Below are 16493 nucleotides of genomic sequence, written 5' to 3'. Positions count from 1 at the left end.
ACCCGATGCCCCTGCCCGCCGAGTTCCACGACATCGCCAAACGCGTGAACAACTGGGGGCGTTGGGGGGAGGCCGACGAGATCGGCACCCTGAATCTCGTCACCGACGACGTCGTGCGCGAGGCCGCCACCGAGGTCCGCACGGGCCGCCGCGTCCCCCTCGCACTGCCCCTCAAGGAGGACGGCGTGCAGTCGGGACTGATCCCCGGCCGCATCAACCCGTTCCACACGATGGTGCAGATCAACCAGGAGATCTTCGGCCCGGAGACCGTCGCCACCAGCGACGACGCGGTGACGATGGGCCTTCAGGCGGCGACCCACTGGGACGCCCTCACGCACGTCTCGCACTCGGGCAAGCTCTACAACGGCCGCCCCGCCGACACCATCACGGCGCACCACGGCGCCGAGTTCAGCGGTATCGACAAGGCGCCGTACATCGTCTCGCGCGGCGTCCTGCTCGACGTGGCGGCGGCGAAGGGCCTCGACCGGCTGCCCGGGGACCACGCGGTCACGCCCGAGGACCTGGACGAGGCAGCCGAGTTCGGGCGGGTGACGGTCCGGGCCGGCGACATCGTGCTCGTACGGACCGGGCAGATCCAGGTGTATCTCGCGGGCGACAAGCACGGCTACGGCTATCCGTCACCGGGCCTTTCGGTGCGTACGCCCGAGTGGTTCCACGCGCGGGACGTGGCGGCCGTCGCCAACGACACCCTGACCTTCGAGATCTTCCCGCCGGAGATCGAGAACCTGTGGCTGCCCGTGCATGCGCTCGACCTGGTCGAGATGGGGATGTTGCAGGGCCAGAACTGGAATCTCGAATCTTTGTCCACAGCCTGTGGAGAAGTTCGGCGTTATTCGTTCCTGCTGTCGGCGATGCCGGAACCCTTCAAGGGCGGGACGGGGACGCCGGTGGCTCCCGTGGCGGTGTTCTGACGGTCCCACCGGACACGGAAAGCGGCGCGGGCTCCCCCACGGGGCCCGCGCCGCTTCGTGCGCGCTCACACCGCTTCGAACGCCACACCCTGGAAGGCGCCGGCCGTCGCGACCGCGCACTGGTCGATCTCACACCAGATGGCCTTGCCCGTCCCCTCGGGGCGCCAGCCCCAGCGGTCCGCGAGCCCGTCGACGAGTTCGAGCCCCCGCCCGTTCGTCTCCTCGCCGTCCGCGTGCCGAGGCGTCGGCGGCTGCTCGCAGGTGTCGGCGACCTCCACGCGAACGGTGCCGAGGCACGCCTCCGGGACACCACTGGGCAACGCCATGCGCAGCACGGCTGGATGCCCCGTGTGCACCACGGCGTTGGTGACCAGCTCGGAGACGATCAGAATCAGCGTCTCCGCCAAGGACTCATCGGCCTCTATGCCCGAACCGGCGAGACGCGAACGCGCCCACCTGCGGGCCCGCCCCACCTCTGCGGGGTCGGCCCCGACCTCCAGTTGAACCTGAAGCACCTGCACCGCTCACACCATCCGAATCCGGCGGGACCGCTGGAGTACTGCCTCGCGCCACTTACCGTGCTGTCCAGTGAGAGGGATCACGGAACGTGAACCCCTTGGAGCACAGCATGGTTGACGTTCAGTCACCCCAACAAGCGCTTCGGGCATATTCCAGCGCGAAGGAGTACGCGTGCGGCATACTGTGCGACGCGTCTTGCCGGGGGTCGAACAGGCGGGCGCAAAACCCCGCCACGCGCTGCGAGCGGCGCACATCGTGGGGCCCGGAGTTGCCTCGGAGACAACACCGGCGCCGTCGCTCGGGTTCAGCACCACTCGCATCTGCCACAAGGTACCGGAGCGGAACGCCGACTCCGTGCCGTGACGAGCCTCCCGCAGGACACAACCCGATAACCACGCACGGTCACTGTGCGTGCACCCTTGCCCAGGCCCTCCGCTCAGGCAGCCGCGCGTTCGCTTTCCGGACGCGCGGCCGCCTCCTTACGTAGGTCAGAGCGCGGCCGCGAGCGTCTCCTCCGCGTCCCGCGCGCTGCCGCCCAACTCGGCCCGCACCCACGCCCGCTTCAGATGCAGGTGCACGTCGGCCTCCCAGGTGAAGCCCATGCCGCCGTGCACCTGGAGGCAGTCCCGGGCGCCCTGCACGGCGGCCTCGTCGGCGAGCAGTTCGGCCGCCGCGACCTCGACCGGATCGGCGGTGACGGCCGCCGCGTACACGGCGGCGCGGGCCACCTCGACCCGTACGAGCATCTCGGCGCACAGGTGTTTCACCGCCTGGAACGAGCCGATCGGTGATCCGAACTGCTCACGCTCCCGGGCGTGTTGGACCGCCATGTCGAGCGTCCGGCCGGCCGAGCCGAGCTGTTCGGCGGCGTACAGGAGGGTCGCTTCGAGGGGGACGGGGGCGGGCCCGGGGAGCGCGTGCAGGGGGGTGAGCGGGTCCGCCGAGGCGATCGGGCGGGCCCTGGAGGCGTCGCCGCGCACCACGTTCGCGTCGTCCCGCCACGGCAGCAGGGACCCGTACGGCGTGGTCACCACCGCCTCGCCGGCCGCGGCGCCCGGCACCTCGCCCGCCGCGAGGAAGGTGGCCACCAGCGGGCCCGGCACAAGGGCTCGCCCCACCTCCTCGAACACCACGACGGCGTCGGGCAGGCCGAGCCCCACCCCGCCCTCCGACTCCGGCAGGCACAGCGAAAACAGCCCGGCCTCGCCGAGCTCGCGCCACAGCCCCCGGTCGACGGCCGGGGTGTCGGCGTCCACCGCGGCCCGCAGCGCGTCGCGCCCGAACCGCCCGGCGAGGAGTTCCCGTGTGCCCTCGCGCAACGCGCGCTGTTCCTCGGTCAGTTGGAAGTGCACGCCTACCGTCCCCCCTTTGAAGACCTGGGCAGTCCGAGGATCCGCTCGGCGACGATGTTCCGCTGGATCTGCGAGGTGCCGGCGGCGATCGTGTACGACAGCGAGGAGAGCCGGTCGAGCGTCCACTCCTGGTCGGTGTCGAGGGCGCCCGCACCACCGAGGACCCGGGCAGCGGCCTCGTACAGCCGCTGCCGGGCGTGCGAGTAGCGCAGCTTGAAGACCGAGCCGCCCACGCCCGGCACGCCGCCGGTCGCCTGTGCCTCGCTCACGTTCCACTGCGTGAGCCGCCACAGGGCGCCGAACTCGGCCGACAGCAGCCCGAGTTCGCGGCGGAGCACGGCGTCGTCCCAGCGGCCGGTCTTCTTCGCATGGGCGGCGAGCTCGCCGAGCACCCGGCGGCAGGCGACGACCTCGCCGACGAACGCGGTGCCGCGCTCGAAGGACAGGGTCACCATGGTCACGCGCCAGCCGTCGTTCTCCTCGCCGACCCGATTGCCGACCGGCACCCGCACGTCGTCGAGGAACATCTCGGCGAACTCGGTCGACCCGGCGAGCGTGCGCAGCGGCCGCACCGTGATGCCGGGCGCGTCCATCGGCATGGCGAGCCAGGAGATGCCGCGATGCTTGGGCGCCGACGGATCGGTGCGGACCAGGAGTTCGCACCAGTCGGCGACCTCCGCGTGCGAGGTCCAGATCTTCGAGCCGCTGATCACGTACTCGTCGCCCTCGCGCCGGGCCTTCGTACGCAGCGCCGCGAGGTCGGATCCGGCGTCCGGTTCGCTGAACCCCTGGCACCACGCCTCGTCCCCGCGCAGGATCGGCGCGAGCCACCGGTCCCGCTGACCGGGGCTGCCCTCGGCGGCGATGGTCGGCCCCGCGTGCAGCAGCCCGACGAAATTCGCGCCTACGTAGGGTGCGCCCGCCTTTTCCGTCTCCTCCAGGAAGATGAGCCTCTTCGTGGGCGAGGCGTCCCAGTGCACCTCCCCGTACCCGGCGTCGTACAGGCGCCGCTGCCAGCCCATGTCGTACGCGCGTCTGCCCGGCCAGTCGTCGGGCGACGGCTTCGGAGGCAGCATGGGCAGCACGCCGCCCAGCCACTCCCCGAGCCGCGCCCGGAACCCCTCTTCTTCGTCCGTGTACGTGAGGTCCATGGCGGACGCCCTACTTGCGGTCCTTGTCGAGGTCCAGATCCAGCATGCGGATGGCGTTGCCGCGCATCAGCTTGTAGATCGTCTCGTCGTCGAGGCCCTTCACGTGGTCGAGCGCGACCTCCTTGGTGTTCGGGAAGGTCGAGTCGACGTGCGGATAGTCCGTCTCGAACGTCGCGTTGTCCCGGCCGACGGTGTCGATGGACGCCACCCCGTGCTTGTCACGGAAGAAGCAGCAGAAGATCTGCCGGTAGTAGTACGTGGACGGGGGCTCGGGGATCAGGTCCCGGACGCCGCCCCACGCGCGGTGCTCCTCCCACACGTCGTCGGCGCGCTCCAGGGCGTACGGGATCCAGCCCATCTGCCCCTCGCTGTACGCGAGTTTGAGCCGCGGGAACTTCACGAGGACGCCGCTGAACAGGAAGTCCATCATCGAGGCCATCGCGTTGTTGAAGCTGAGCGAGGCCTGGACGGCGGGCGGCGCGTCCGGGGACGCGGCCGGCATCTGGGACGAGGACCCGATGTGCATGTTCACGACGGTGCCGGTCTCCTCGCACACCGCGAAGAACGGGTCCCAGTAGCCGGAGTGGATGGACGGAAGGCCCAGGTGGGTCGGGATCTCGGAGAACGTCACGGCCTTGACGCCGCGCGCGGCATTGCGCCGGATCTCCGCGACGGCGAGCTCGATGTCCCACAGCGGGATGATGCACAGCGGGATCAGCCGGCCGCCGCTGTCCCCGCACCACTCCTCGACCATCCAGTCGTTGTAGGCGCGCACGCAGGCGAGCGCGACCTCCTTGTCGTGCGCCTCCGCGAACGTCTGCCCGCAGAAGCGGGGGAAGGTCGGGAAGCAGAGACTGGCCTCGACGTGGTTGAGGTCCATGTCGGCGAGGCGGGCCTTGGGGTCCCAGCACCCGCGGCGCATCTCGGCCCGCGTGATCCCTTCCAGGGTCATGTCGTCGCGGTCGAAGCCGACGGCCGCGATGTTGCGCTTGTACGGGAACTTGAGGTCCTCGTAGATCCACCAGTCCGTGGGCGGTCCCGCCGGATCCATCGTGATCCGGTACTTGCCCGCCACGTAGGCGAGTTCGCCGATTCCCTCGGTCAGCGGCTTCGGCCCCTTGTCCCGGTACTTGGCCGGCAGCCAGGTCTCGAAGAGATGAGGCGGTTCGATCACATGGTCGTCGACGCTGACGATGCGCGGCAGTTCCGTCATGAGTGTTCAGCCCCTCGCCGTATCTGATGACCCGTCAGAAAGCAGGCTAGCCGCGCACCTCTGGACCGACAAGGAGCGCGGACTTACGCTCTCAGCCAGATCTGACAACCCGTCAGGTGACGGCACCGGCCGTGAAGGGGTTCTGGAGATGACCGACACCGCACACGCCCTGGGCGCCTCCCGCACGCTCTGGGAGCTGGTCGAGCGCCGCGCCGAACTCACCCCCGACCGCCCGGTGCTGCTCCAGGGCGAACGCGCCCTGACCTTCGGCGAATTGCGCGACCGCTGTGAGCGCGTGGCGGCGGGCCTCTACGACCTGGGCATCCGCCCCGGCACGGTGGTCGCCTGGCAGCTCCCCACCCGCATCGAGACCGCGCTGCTCTCCTTCGCGCTCGCCCGCATCGGGGCGGTGCAGTCGCCGGTCATCCCCTTCTACCGGGACCGCGAAGTCGGCTTCGCGCTACGGGAGTCGAAGGCCGACTTCTTCGCGACACCCGGCGTGTGGCGCGGCTTCGACCACACCGACATGGCGCGGCGGCTCGGCGCGCGCGGCATCTTCGAGGCGTACGAGAACCTGCCGGAGGGCGACCCGTCCGTACTGCCCCCGCCGCCCGCCTCCGGCACGGACGTCCGCTGGATCTACTGGACGTCGGGCACGACGTCCGACCCCAAGGGCGTGCTGCACACGGACCGTTCCCTCATCGCGGGCGGCTCCTGCCTCGCCCACGCCCTGCACCTGTCGTCGTCCGACGTCGGCTCGATGGCGTTCCCGTTCGCGCACATAGCGGGCCCCGACTACACCGTGATGCTGCTCCTGTACGGCTTCCCTGCGGTGATGTTCGAGCACTTCGCGATGCCGGACTCGCTGGCGGAGTACCGGCGGCACGGGGTCACGGTGGCGGGCGGCTCGACGGCCTTCTACTCGATGTTCCTGACCGAACAGCGCAAGCAGCCGGACGAGAAGCTGATCCCCACGCTGCGCCTGCTGGCGGGCGGCGGGGCGCCGAAACCGCCGGAGGTCTACCACTCGGTCGTCCGCGAGATGGACGTCCAACTCACCCACGGATACGGCATGACCGAGGTGCCGATGATCACGATGGGCGCGCCCGACGACACCGCCGAGATGCTGGCGACGACGGAGGGCCGACCGCCGGAGGGCATGGAGATCCGCGTCGTCGACGCCGACGGCAAGCAGGTGCCGCCCGGCGTCGACGGCGACGTACGCCTGCACGGCGAAGCCGTCTGCCAGGGCTACCTGGACCCGCACCAGACCACGGACGCCTTCGACGAGGACGGCTTCCTGATCACCGGCGACCTGGGACACCTGCTGCCCGCGGGCCACCTGGTCCTCACCGGCCGCGCCAAGGACGTCATCATCCGCAAGGGCGAGAACATCTCCGCGAAGGAGATCGAGGACCTGCTGCACGAACACCCCGCGGTCCAGGACGCGGCGGTGATCGGCCTCCCCGACGCGGAACGCGGGGAACGGGTCTGCGCGGTACTCGAACTGCGCGCTGGTCAGGCCGAGTTGACCCTGCCCGAACTCACCACGTACCTCCGCGAACAGGGCCTGTCCACGTTCAAACTGCCGGAACAGCTGGAGGTCCTGGAGGCACTCCCACGCAACGAAACGCTCCGCAAGGTCCTGAAGTACAAACTGCGGGACCGCTTCGGGACCACCATTTGAAGCCCCGCCGGCGATTGAGGCGCGGGGTCCGGGGCAGAGCCCCGAGACCGCAACGCCGGTCCGGCTATTCCGGGACGGTGAAGTACCGAGCGAACGCCCGGACCGCCGCATCCTCCGAGATCCGGCCGGAGGCATCCGCGTCCAACGCGGCCGCCGCCGCCCGCGCCACATCCGCCTCCACCCCGAGCACACCAAGCACCCGCACCGCGGTATCCACATCGACCCCGCCCCCGGAGGCCTCCGCACCGGCCACCGCGAGGGCCCAGCGCAAGAACGGCCTGGCGATCTCGGCGAACCGGTCCGGATTGTCCCGCAACCGCTTCACGGCCCCGGTCACGAACTCCTCGCGGGTCACCCGCTGGTCCCCGTCGACGTCCGCGATCCCGGCCATGCCCTGCCAGAACGCCTCGGCCCCGGCGAACAGCGCCTGCCCCCGCTCGGAGCGGGCCGCCACACCGAACTCGGCGAGCAGCGCCTTCGCGGCGACGTAGAAGTCCTCGCGGTCGATGTATCCGTTGCCGTCCTGGTCGAAGCCGGCGAACCGGGCCGCGATCCTCCGCTCGTCCATGCTCATGGGCCGCCTCTCGCGTCGTTGGGTGCTACGCATCGGAGCGTACGACGGCGCCGGGCGCGCACGCCCCGAACTGCGGTGTTTGTGTCAAGGCCGGTGAAAATCCGGTACAAGCCGTTACCCGGTACAAGCCGTTACGCCGACATCGGTGCCGCGTCCTCGTCCACCGCAGAGGCGACGTCCGGGTAGACGTCGAAGAGGCGGCGGACGCCGAGGGCGCCGAGCACGCGGTTCACGTGGGAGCCGTCGACCGCGCCCTGGGCCGGCAGGATCAGGCGCAGGCGGCCCTGGCAGGAGCGCATCAGGCGGCGTGCCGCGATCAGCACACCGACGCCGCTCGAATCACAGAACAGCACGTCGGAGAGGTCGAGCACGACGCTGCGGCGGCCTTCCGCCACCGCTTCGTGCACCTGCTGGCGCAGCGCCGGGGACGTCACCAGGTCCATTTCGCCGGACACGCACACGACGGCCCAGTCGCCCTGCCCTGACTCGGTCACCTTGAGCGTCACGCGCCATGCCTCTCGTTCGGGAATATCGACGATCCGGAATCTGTCCCTACGTTTCTTCTGCGCGGCTGCCCTGCCGCACCGGGATGAAACACTCCCGCAGACCTATCACATATGGCCTGGTTAAGCCCTGGCCGGTCACATGTGAAGCAAATCGCTCATCGTGTTTCCGGGGGCGAATGCCTTTACCACCTACTGCTCCCCAGGCGCGCACAATGCGGCAAAGGAGAGTGCACTGTCGGCGCCGACAGTTACATTCGAGTAGCAAGGCAGAGTAGATGGTTCGGGCAGTCGGTGAGGGGGCCCCATGCCCAAGGACACCCCGTCCCGCTGGGACCGCAGGATGCAGCAGCGCCTGGCCCACGGGGAGGCGGCCGCGCTCGGCGAGCTCTACGACCGGTTCGCCTCACTGGTGCACGGCCTGGCGCACCGCGTGCTCGACGACGAGACGGCGGCCGACCAGATCACCCGTGACGTGTTCACACAGATCTGGGAGAATCCGGAGTCCTACGACCCCAAGCAGGGCCCGCTGCGCTCTTTCATCGCCACCCTCACCCACCGGCACGCGGTGCAGCGCCTGCGCCAGACCGAGTCCGCCGCCCTCGTGCGCACCGGGCTCGGCACCACCGAGGACCTGGAGCGCAAGGTGCGTCACGCCTCCGCAGCGGCCCGCGCCGACTACATCGTGACGTCCATGCCCGCCCCGCTGCGCGAGGCGCTCAACCTCGCGTACTTCCAGCGCCGTGACTACCGCCAGACCGCCGCCGACCTCGGCGTCACCGAGGACGAGGCCCGCCGCAGGCTCCGCCTCGGCCTGCAGCTCCTGTCGACGGCTCACAACGCGGGCACACCTCCCGGCCGCAGCTACGGGAGGCCGGCGTGAGCGCGGCGAACGGGCCGGGCCGGTTCGACCCCTTCGAGGAGGAGCCCGAGGGCGCCGGAGAAGGTGAACAGCAAGGCGGGAACGAGACGTTCGGCAGGGACCAGCCGTCGCCCGGCGCCGCGGGCCCCGGCCCCGCGGACCGACCCTGGATACCGACGCCCCGCTCCTCCGTCGAGGACGCCGGCCGCCCGCTGCCCGAGGTCACGGCGGCCGAACCGGCCGTCCTGGAGCACCGCGTCCTCAAGTCGCTGCTCGGCGCCTGGGCGCTGGCCGCCTGCTCCCCCGAGGAAGCGGCCGCCGTCGAGATCCACCTCGGCGACTGCGGCGCCTGCGCCGAGGAGGCGCTGCGGCTGCGCGACGCCGTCGGCCTGCTGCACGCCGAAGAGAGCCTCGACCTCGACCCGATGCTGCGCTCCCGCGTCCTGGAGGGCTGCCTCACCCGGCGCCCCGCCCGCATCCCCGTCCCCGGCTGGGCCACCCCGTACGACGCGGAGACCGCCCGGCTCGACGCGCTGCTCCAGGACATCGGCGACGGCGAATGGCACGCGCCGGTGCGGCTCCGCTGGTACGAGGGGGCGGAACAGATCGGCAAGAAGACCACGGTCGCCGGCGTGATCGCCCACCTCACCAGCGTCGACGGCCTGGTCGCCCGCGCCCTCGGCCTGGAGGACCCCTCCCCCGTGCCGCCGGAGCTCGGCCCCACCGCGAGGACCAAGGCGTACTGGAAGTCGTCCTACTTCCCTCCCACGCGCGCGGTACGGGCGCCCTGGCGCGAGCAGTCGCACGCCGTCATCCGCACGGTGTCCTTCGCGGGCTCGGACGAGGCCGGCGCCGGAGGCTCGGGTCAACTCCCCGTCTCGTACGGCAATTTCGAGCTGGCGCTGCGCGACGCGATGATCGACCGGGCCTTCGAGTGCTGGATCCACGCCGGTGACATCGCGGACGCGGTCGACTACCCCTACGAGGCCCCGTCCCCGCGCCACCTCAACCGGATGATCGACCTCGCCGCCCGGCTGCTCCCCGGCTCCCTGGCCGCGCGCCGCCGGCACGGCCTCGCGGCCCCCGCCCGGGAACTCGTCGGTGCGGGGCGCCCCGGCCGCAGCCTGCGCCTGGAGGTCGAGGGAGCGGGCGGCGGCGAGTGGCTGATCGCCCTCGACTCCCCCGCGGCGGTCGGCTCCGACGAGCGGGAAGTGGCCCATGTCGCCCTGGACGGCGTCGAATTCTGCCGCCTCGCCGCCGGCCACGTCCTCCCGGAGGAAGCGGCAGCGGGCCAGATCGGCGACCGCGAGGCCATCCGCGACGTCTTGTCTGCGACGGCTGGCCTGAGCCGGTTGTAACGCCGAGCCAAGCTCCGTTCGGCCATCCAAGCCCGGTTCGGTGCCATCAAGCCCGGTTCGGCAAAATCAAGCCCCGCTCTGGGACGAGAGCCCGCGGGGTCCGGGGCAGAGCCCCGTGTCTTTCGCCCCGTCGGGGTTGACGCCGCGGGGCTCTGCCCCGGACCCCGCGCCTCAATCGCCGGCGGGGCTGATCAGGCGAAGACGACCGTACGCCGACCGTTCAAAAGAATCCTGCGCTCCGCATGCCACTTCACGGCCCGCGCCAGCGCCTGGCACTCGACGTCCCGCCCGATGGCGACCAGCTGATCCGGCGTGACGTCATGCCCGACCCGCTCGACCTCCTGCTCGATGATCGGCCCCTCGTCGAGGTCGGCCGTCACGTAGTGCGCGGTCGCACCGATCAGCTTCACACCACGCGCATGCGCCTGGTGGTACGGCTTCGCGCCCTTGAAGCTCGGCAGGAACGAGTGGTGGATGTTGATGATCCGCCCACTGAGCTGCTTGCACAGGTCGTCCGACAGCACCTGCATGTACCGCGCGAGCACGACCAGCTCGACGCCCTCGTCCCGCACCAGATCGAGCACCTGCTGCTCGGCCTGCGCCTTCGTCTCCTTCGTCACCGGGATGTGGTGGAAGGGGATGTCGTACGAGGCGACCAGCTCGGCGAACTCCGTGTGGTTGGAGACGACCGCGGCGATGTCGACCGGCAGCGCACCGATCCGGGCCCGGAAGAGCAGGTCGTTGAGGCAGTGGCCGAACTTGCTGACCATCAGGACGACCTTCATCCGGTCCGAGGCCCGGTGGATCTGCCAGTCCATCTGGAACGACTCGCCGATCGCGGCGAAGCTGGCGCGCAGCTTCTCCACGGTCACGTGGGTGTCCGCGCTGAAGTGGACGCGCATGAAGAACAGTCCCGTGTCGTGGTCACCGAACTGCTGGCTGTCCTCGATGTTGCAGCCGGTCATGAAGAGGTAGCTCGACACGGCGTGCACGATGCCCTGCTTGTCGGGGCAGGAGAGGGTGAGGACGTACTGCTCGGGGGCGGACTGCGCGTTCATGGGCCAAGGGTCCCATACCCTCGGGCCCTCCCACCGAGCTGTCCGGCGGTTACGCCGCCCTCGTCACGATCCGCAGCACCTCGAGGGTCTGCGGGGCCGTGTCCGGGTCCTCGCCGTCGCTCGTGGCGAGCCTCACATGGGCGTCGCGGGCCGCGCGGACCGCCTCCGGCCAGCCCTCGTGGTTCAGATACGCGGCGACCGGGGCGTCGGGGCCCACCTGGTGCATGATCCGCAGGACCCGGAGCACGGCGGAGTCGACGAGGGCCGCCTCCTGCGAGTCCCGGAAGATCGTCCCGACGTATTTCTCGGCGGACCAGTTGTCCAGCCAGGTGTCCTCGACGAGGCGGTACACGGCGTCGGTCACGTCCCCGTATCCGTCCACGCCTGCCTGCCAGACGTCCCGCTGGAACGACGGGTCGGAGAGCATGTGCAGCGCGGAACGCACGTTGCTGCGCCAGCGCCACCACGGCATGTCGTTGAGTGGCATGCCGCCCATCTTCGTTGAGCGACGGCCGCGACGGGAAGAGTTGTCCGAGGTTTGCACGGTCATCGATCGTACGTCCCGGCCTCTTGAGCCCCGCACGACCCCCGTAATTCACCTCATTGTCACCACGCGTCGACCGCGGGTCACTCGACCGTTGGCGGTGCGGCGGAATCGTGCGGGCACATGACCGGCAGGCGCCCCAGCAGCACCCGTAACCGCATCGCCCCCCGAAGCCACATACGCACCGCGGCCGTGCTCCTGAGCGCCGCCCTGGTCGCCGGGTGCGGGCTCGTCCCCGGCGACGCCAAGGGCGCGGGAGACCGGCCGGTGACCGTCATGACCTGGGCCCCCGAGAAGACCAGGGCGACGAACATGCCCGGGGTGCCCGCCATGGCGCGGGCCTACGCACGCTGGATCAACGCCCACGGCGGCATCGGCGGCCGGACGCTGAAGGTCCTCACCTGCAACGACCACAACGACAGCGTGGACGCCGCCAGGTGCGCCCGCTCCGCCGTCGAGCACGACGCCGTGGCGGTCGTCGGCTCGTACAGCCAGCACTCGAACGCCTTCCTGCCGCCGCTGGAGTCCGCGGGCATCCCCTACATAGGCGGCTACGGCGCCACCGAGGCGGAGTTCACCAGCCCGCTGTCGTATCCGGTCAACGGCGGCCAGGCCGCCCTCCTCGCCGGCAACGGGCGCCAGCTGTCCGGGCCTTGCGCCCGCACCGTCCTGATCCGCCCCGACTCCATCGCGGGCGACCAGCTCGCGCCGCTGCTCAACTCCGGCCTCGCGCTGCGCCACCGCCCCGCCGCCGTCGACATGCTCGCCGCCGACGACGCCACCGACTACGCCGACCAGGCCCGCCGCGCCCTCGACACCGCGAGCCGGGCGCCGCAGGGCGAGGGCTGCGTCGCGGCGGTGCTCGGGGAGCGTACGAACACGTTCTTCGACTCGTTCCGGCGGCTGCGCGAGGACTACCCCTCGGTGCGCACCGCCACCGTCCTCGGCAGCGTCGACCAGACCGTCGTCGACCGCACCGGCGGCCCGGAGAGCCCCTACGAAGGGGCGTACGTGACCAGCTGGTACCCGGCGTCGGACGACGCGCGCTGGGACCCCATGAAGCGGGCGATCAACGAGCAGGCCTTCGGCGACAACCGGATCGACCCGGCGGACGCGGGCGTGCAGACCACCTGGATCGCGTACGAGGTGCTGCGGCAGATCATCGAGTCGGCCGGCGACGGCGCGGTCACCGCGCGCACCGTGCGCACCGCCCTCGACGACGACGTCAAGGTCACGACCGGCGGGCTCACGCCGCCGCTGCGCTGGGGCTACGACCACATGTCCCCGGTCGGCGACTTCCCGCGCCTGGTCAACGCGCGGGTGACCTTCCAGAAGGTCGTCTCCGGGCGGCTCAAGGCGACCAGGAAGTCCTCGGTGGACGTGACGGGCACGCTCGCCGGGCTTTCCTGATCGCGACCGCTTCCGAATCCGCGACTGCCTCCGAGGCCGCGACTGCCTCCGAGATCGCGGCTGCCGCCGAACCCGTCAGAGCTGGACGGCCGAGCGCTGGGTCAGCCCGTACTTGCTCGCGATCTCGTTCCACAGCTTCGAGGCCTGCTGCTTCTGCGTGGACGCCGTGCCGCTCGCCCCGTCACCGGCCCTGCGCTCCGACGTCGGCTTGGCATGCCCCTTCTTGCACAGCGCGCGCTTCTTCCCAGCGACCTGGTCGCCCCACTTCGCGTAGTGGGCGTCCGCGGACGCGGAGGCCTTCCAGGCGCTGGTGAGCGCGGCGGTGAGACGGGCGTGCTCGGGCAGCTGGTCCACCTGAAGCGCGCCGAGGCGCGTCACCAGGTCGTTGCGCTGGTTCGCCGCGCTGCGCAGGTCCTTCGACGCCTGGGGCAGCGCCTTGCAGCCGCCGATGTTCGCGACCGAACGCACCACGGCGGAACGGCTGTTGTTGGAATCGCCGAGCAGCTTGTCGAGCTCGACGGCCTGCGCCTTGGCCGGGTCGACGGACGGCGAGGCCGACTCGGACGCGGGCGCCGAGTTCGACACGTTCTTCGTCGCGTCCGTCTTCTTGTCGTCGTCGTCCCCGCCGCTGAGCATGGCGCCCGCGCCGACACCCACGACGAGGATGGCCACGCCGACCGCGGCGATCAGCGGCACCTTGGAACCGGTGCGGGTCTTGCCGCCGCGCGGGGGCTCGGGCTCGTACCCGTACTGCTGCGGGGGCGGCGTCATGCCCGGCGCCCCCGGTCCACCGGGTCCGGGCGGCGCCGCGTTCGGGTCGAAGCGCGGCATCTGCTGCGTCGCTCCGGCCGCGCTCTCCGGCTCCGTACGGAACAGGGCGTCGAACTCGGCCGGCGGCTGCCGCTCACCGGGCGCTCCGGGACGTACCCCGTAGCCCTGATCCTGAGCGGGCATCCCCTGAGCGGGCATCCCTTGAGGGGGCATGCCCTGAGGGGGCATCGCCTGGCCCGGCATCGGCTGCCCGGGCACCGGCGGTATGTACTGCGTGGCCTGGCTGTCGGGGGAGCCCCCGTAGCCGGGCGGCGCCGCATCGGGCATCGGCTGCGCGCGCCCCAGGAACTGCGTGGCGTCCGGGGCGGGAGCCTCCGGCGGCAGCCCGGGACCGGCCGCGTACTGGGCCGCCTGCTGCTGGGCCGGGGGTATGTACTGCGTGGCGTCCCCGTCGTAGGCACCGGGGGCGGGTCCCGCGGGAGCCGCGGGCGGCAGCGGCCCCGCCTCCGCGTACTGCTGCGGCAGCGCCTGCGCGGGCTGCTGCTGCGGCAGGGCGGCACCGTAGGACTGGTGCGGCAGCGCATGGGGGTCCTGCTGCTGCGCGGGCGGCATCGCCGCGGCGCCCTGCGGCTGGCCCCACTCGTACGTAGGCATGGACCCGTCGTAGGTCGGCATCGGCCCGGCGTTGTGCGCCTGCTGGGACTCGGGCCCCCAGGGCTGCCCCCACGGGCTCGCGCCCGCCGGACCCGCCTGGTCGCCGTACGTGCCCGGCAACAGGGGCTCACCGCCGTCGGCAGGCAGCACGACACCTTCGTGCGTCTGCCGCGCCTGCGGAAGGTGCGGGCGTTCGCCCTGCCCACTCTGCCCGCTCTGCTCCGTCACCGTAAGACTCCTACGTAGGGGGTCGGAATCGTCGGCTCACGCTACCGGGTCTTCGTACGCCCGTGCTACGCACCTCAAACCCCGGAAGCCTCCCCAGTGACGCGACTAACAAAACCGCCTGCCGGCTTGCCCGTTATGACACAGCTCACGTCACACCAGTACGCCGCTCATGTCCACACAAGTGCGCCGCTCACGCCGCCTGAAGCTCCATTCGCGCCCCGAACTCCCGCACCACGGGCTCCTCCCGGAACGGATCGAGACGCTCCCTGAAGTCGTCCAGATACTCCGCGCCCCGATTCGAACGCACCGTGCCGAGCAGCTCGACGGCCCGAAGTCCCGTGTGACAGGCCTGTTCCACCTCCCGCTGCTGCACCTGCGCCGTCGCCAGCAGCACGAGGCCGATCGCGCGACGCCGGGCCCGCGACTCCGGATGCCCGTCCAACGACTCCTGCGCACACCGCGCCGCGTCCCTCGACTGACCCAAGTCACGGTGACAGTGCGCCAGTTCGTCCGCCAGATAGGCCTGGTCGAAGTGCGCGATCCACACCGGGTCGTCCCCGGAGTCGGTCCGCCCTTCGGCCTGCTCCAGGGCGGCGACCGCGCGCGAGGAGGAGGACTGCGCCGACCTCACGTCCCCGAGGAGTGCGTGGCCGCGCGCTTCGGCGGCATGGAACATCGCCTCAGCGCGCGGCGTCACACGCCCGCGCGCCCCCTCCTGAGCCGCGCGGGCGAGCTGGGAGATCTCACGCGGATTGCCGAGCTGCGCCGCCAGGTGACTCATGGACGCGGCCAGCACATACCCGCCGTAGCCACGGTCACCGGCCGCCTGCGCAAGCCGCAGAGCCTGGATGTAGTACCGCTGCGCGAGCCCCGGCTGACCGGTGTCGATCGCCATGTACCCGGCGAGCTCCGTCAACCGCGCGACGGCGGAGAACAGTTCACGCCCCACCGCCTCGCGGTACGAGCCCGCGAGCAGCCCGCTCACCACACTGTTCAGGTAGTGCACGAGCACCGGGCGCACATGCCCGCTCCCGTACTGATGGTCAAGGTTGGTCAGCGCCTGCGTCATCGCCCGCACCGCCGCCACGTCCGAAGGACCCACCCGCGGCCCGGCCGCCCGCGCCACCTGCGAGTCCGGCACGGAGATCAGCCAGTCCCTGCTCGGCTCGACGAGCGCCGAGGACGCCACGGACGAACCGGAGAGAAAGTCCCTGCGCCCCACGTCACTTCGCCACAGCTCGCACACCTGCTCAATGGCGCCGAGCACGGTGGGCGAGAACTGGAGCCCGACACCGGAGGCGAGGTTCTTCCCGTTGGCCATCCCGATCTCGTCGATGGTCACCGTGCGCCCGAGCTTGCGGCCGAGCGCCTCCGCGATGATCCCCGGCGCCCGGCCGCGCGGCTGCTGCCCGCGCAGCCAACGCGCCACGGACGTCTTGTCGTAGCGCAGATCGAGCCCGTGCTCCGCACCGCACATATTGACCCGGCGTGCGAACCCCGCGTTCGAACAGCCCGCTTCCTGGATGAGCGCCTGCAGCCGTTCATTGGGCTGTCGCGCTACGAGAGGCCGTGCGGCCATGGCGTACCCCCTGCTGTGCCCGTCCGGGTGTCCGACTGCCGGTCAACAGCCGGTCGTTGGATCATCACTGCCCTGAGTGGAAACGGAAGATGCACCAC

The 16493-nt window shown here is 71.1% G+C and carries 15 protein-coding genes; 5 read left to right on the top strand and 10 right to left on the bottom strand.

Annotation, left to right across the window (positions count from 1 at the left end; translation table 11 throughout):
* Positions 1 to 5 precede the first annotated feature (5 nt).
* Entirely contained in the window at positions 6 to 932 is a 927-nt protein-coding gene (locus tag OG746_RS07550) for a cyclase family protein (RefSeq protein WP_266712732.1), read from the top strand.
* A 65-nt stretch (positions 933 to 997) separates the two neighbouring features.
* On the opposite strand, the gene OG746_RS07545 is transcribed toward OG746_RS07550, so the two are convergent.
* The 4 genes from OG746_RS07545 to OG746_RS07530 form a co-directional block, all read right to left on the bottom strand.
* On the bottom strand, positions 998 to 1453 hold the full coding sequence (locus OG746_RS07545; protein ID WP_266712730.1) for an ATP-binding protein: 456 nt from the start codon (positions 1451 to 1453) through the stop codon (positions 998 to 1000).
* Between the two features lie 486 nt (positions 1454 to 1939).
* Positions 1940 to 2803: an acyl-CoA dehydrogenase family protein gene (locus OG746_RS07540; protein WP_266712728.1), complete on the bottom strand. Its 864-nt coding sequence runs from the start codon at positions 2801 to 2803 to the stop codon at positions 1940 to 1942.
* Positions 2804 to 2805: 2 nt separating this feature from the next.
* Complete coding sequence (locus OG746_RS07535; RefSeq protein WP_266712726.1) at positions 2806 to 3954, bottom strand: acyl-CoA dehydrogenase family protein; 1149 nt, start codon at positions 3952 to 3954, stop codon at positions 2806 to 2808.
* 10 nt (positions 3955 to 3964) lie between these two features.
* The gene (locus OG746_RS07530) at positions 3965 to 5167 is read right to left on the bottom strand and encodes an amidohydrolase family protein (protein ID WP_266712724.1); all 1203 of its coding nucleotides are present in this window, start codon (positions 5165 to 5167) and stop codon (positions 3965 to 3967) included.
* A gap of 148 nt (positions 5168 to 5315) precedes the next feature.
* On the opposite strand from OG746_RS07530, the gene OG746_RS07525 reads away from it, so the two are divergent.
* Positions 5316 to 6854 (top strand): class I adenylate-forming enzyme family protein, encoded by a 1539-nt coding sequence (locus OG746_RS07525; protein ID WP_266712722.1) that lies wholly within the window; start codon positions 5316 to 5318, stop codon positions 6852 to 6854.
* Between the two features lie 64 nt (positions 6855 to 6918).
* Here the strand turns inward: OG746_RS07525 and OG746_RS07520 are convergent, their stop codons facing one another.
* Positions 6919 to 7422, bottom strand: coding sequence for an EF-hand domain-containing protein (locus OG746_RS07520; protein ID WP_323179674.1), 504 nt, complete (start codon positions 7420 to 7422; stop codon positions 6919 to 6921).
* 137 nt (positions 7423 to 7559) lie between these two features.
* Positions 7560 to 7934, bottom strand: a complete 375-nt coding sequence (locus OG746_RS07515) for an STAS domain-containing protein (RefSeq protein WP_266712718.1) — start codon at positions 7932 to 7934, stop codon at positions 7560 to 7562.
* Between the two features lie 304 nt (positions 7935 to 8238).
* Between OG746_RS07515 and OG746_RS07510 the strand changes: the two genes are divergently transcribed.
* A complete protein-coding gene (locus OG746_RS07510; RefSeq protein ID WP_266712716.1) occupies positions 8239 to 8814 on the top strand; it encodes a sigma-70 family RNA polymerase sigma factor in 576 nt (191 codons plus the stop codon).
* The gene (locus tag OG746_RS07505) at positions 8811 to 10151 is read left to right on the top strand and encodes a zf-HC2 domain-containing protein (RefSeq protein ID WP_524540384.1); all 1341 of its coding nucleotides are present in this window, start codon (positions 8811 to 8813) and stop codon (positions 10149 to 10151) included. Before OG746_RS07510 ends, OG746_RS07505 begins: the two co-directional genes overlap by 4 nt.
* Before the next feature lie 191 nt (positions 10152 to 10342).
* Here the strand turns inward: OG746_RS07505 and purU are convergent, their stop codons facing one another.
* Positions 10343 to 11209, bottom strand: coding sequence for a formyltetrahydrofolate deformylase (purU, locus tag OG746_RS07500; RefSeq protein ID WP_266712714.1), 867 nt, complete (start codon positions 11207 to 11209; stop codon positions 10343 to 10345).
* A gap of 49 nt (positions 11210 to 11258) precedes the next feature.
* Positions 11259 to 11759, bottom strand: coding sequence for an SCO4402 family protein (locus OG746_RS07495; RefSeq protein WP_266712712.1), 501 nt, complete (start codon positions 11757 to 11759; stop codon positions 11259 to 11261).
* 117 nt (positions 11760 to 11876) lie between these two features.
* On the opposite strand from OG746_RS07495, the gene OG746_RS07490 reads away from it, so the two are divergent.
* The gene (locus OG746_RS07490; protein ID WP_266712710.1) at positions 11877 to 13163 is read left to right on the top strand and encodes an ABC transporter substrate-binding protein; all 1287 of its coding nucleotides are present in this window, start codon (positions 11877 to 11879) and stop codon (positions 13161 to 13163) included.
* A gap of 75 nt (positions 13164 to 13238) precedes the next feature.
* Here OG746_RS07490 and OG746_RS07485 read toward each other — a convergent pair whose 3' ends face one another.
* Positions 13239 to 14816: a hypothetical protein gene (locus tag OG746_RS07485; RefSeq protein ID WP_524540383.1), complete on the bottom strand. Its 1578-nt coding sequence runs from the start codon at positions 14814 to 14816 to the stop codon at positions 13239 to 13241.
* Between the two features lie 190 nt (positions 14817 to 15006).
* Positions 15007 to 16395 carry an NsdA family TPR-like regulatory protein gene (locus OG746_RS07480; RefSeq protein ID WP_266712708.1) on the bottom strand — a complete coding sequence of 463 codons (1389 nt, stop codon included), beginning with the start codon at positions 16393 to 16395 and terminating at the stop codon, positions 15007 to 15009.
* Between the last annotated feature and the right edge of the window lie 98 nt (positions 16396 to 16493).

Source organism: Streptomyces sp. NBC_01016 (assembly GCF_026341035.1).
GTDB lineage: Bacteria > Actinomycetota > Actinomycetes > Streptomycetales > Streptomycetaceae > Streptomyces.
Note: the sequence above shows the minus strand (reverse complement) of the source record. Positions and strands in the feature narration are given on the sequence as shown.

What these genes read in the sequence shown, in the direction of transcription:
- OG746_RS07550 (WP_266712732.1), top strand. Translation starts at nt 6, where the DNA reads ATGCCCCTGCCCGCCGAGTTCCACGACATCGCCAAACGCGTGAACAAC.
- OG746_RS07535 (WP_266712726.1), bottom strand. Translation starts at nt 3,954, where the DNA reads ATGGACCTCACGTACACGGACGAAGAAGAGGGGTTCCGGGCGCGGCTC.
- OG746_RS07530 (WP_266712724.1), bottom strand. Translation starts at nt 5,167, where the DNA reads ATGACGGAACTGCCGCGCATCGTCAGCGTCGACGACCATGTGATCGAA.
- OG746_RS07525 (WP_266712722.1), top strand. Translation starts at nt 5,316, where the DNA reads ATGACCGACACCGCACACGCCCTGGGCGCCTCCCGCACGCTCTGGGAG.
- OG746_RS07520 (WP_323179674.1), bottom strand. Translation starts at nt 7,422, where the DNA reads ATGGACGAGCGGAGGATCGCGGCCCGGTTCGCCGGCTTCGACCAGGAC.
- OG746_RS07510 (WP_266712716.1), top strand. Translation starts at nt 8,239, where the DNA reads ATGCCCAAGGACACCCCGTCCCGCTGGGACCGCAGGATGCAGCAGCGC.
- purU (WP_266712714.1), bottom strand. Translation starts at nt 11,209, where the DNA reads ATGAACGCGCAGTCCGCCCCCGAGCAGTACGTCCTCACCCTCTCCTGC.
- OG746_RS07495 (WP_266712712.1), bottom strand. Translation starts at nt 11,759, where the DNA reads ATGACCGTGCAAACCTCGGACAACTCTTCCCGTCGCGGCCGTCGCTCA.
- OG746_RS07490 (WP_266712710.1), top strand. Translation starts at nt 11,877, where the DNA reads ATGACCGGCAGGCGCCCCAGCAGCACCCGTAACCGCATCGCCCCCCGA.
- OG746_RS07480 (WP_266712708.1), bottom strand. Translation starts at nt 16,395, where the DNA reads ATGGCCGCACGGCCTCTCGTAGCGCGACAGCCCAATGAACGGCTGCAG.